This is a genomic window from Faecalibacterium sp. DFI.5.82 (genome assembly GCF_029076575.1).
Taxonomy (GTDB): domain Bacteria; phylum Bacillota; class Clostridia; order Oscillospirales; family Ruminococcaceae; genus Faecalibacterium; species Faecalibacterium duncaniae.
This window is the reverse complement of the sequence record NZ_JARFIS010000542.1, coordinates 1-309: the sequence shown is the minus strand read 5'-3', so window position 1 is coordinate 309 and position 309 is coordinate 1. Positions and strand designations below refer to the sequence as shown.

The 309-nt window shown below is 50.5% G+C and carries 1 pseudogene; it reads left to right on the top strand.

Annotated features, from left to right (window positions below):
* Nucleotides 1-45: 45 nt before the first annotated feature.
* Nucleotides 46-309 (top strand): annotated as a pseudogene (locus tag P0G09_RS17800) (type II secretion protein F); the annotation flags it as partial.

Below are 309 nucleotides of genomic sequence, written 5' to 3'. Positions count from 1 at the left end.
AGCACTGTGCGCGATGCGTTCAGCTCGGCGTATACGGATATGTGTATGCAGTATTCTGATGATGCGTTGATCTCCAAAGAGCTGGATCAGTTCCGCCGTGCAGAGCAGATCATTGTGACACTGGATGTCATGATGGATGATTTTGCTAAACGCAGCGGCGTGGAGGAGATACAGGATTTTAAGAATGTATTTCAGGTCTGCTACGGCCCCGGCGGTAACATGAGCCGCGTCATCAACCAGACCCACGATATCATCTGCGAGCGGATGGAAGTGGAGGATGAAATCCAGGCGAAGATCCATGCAAATGAA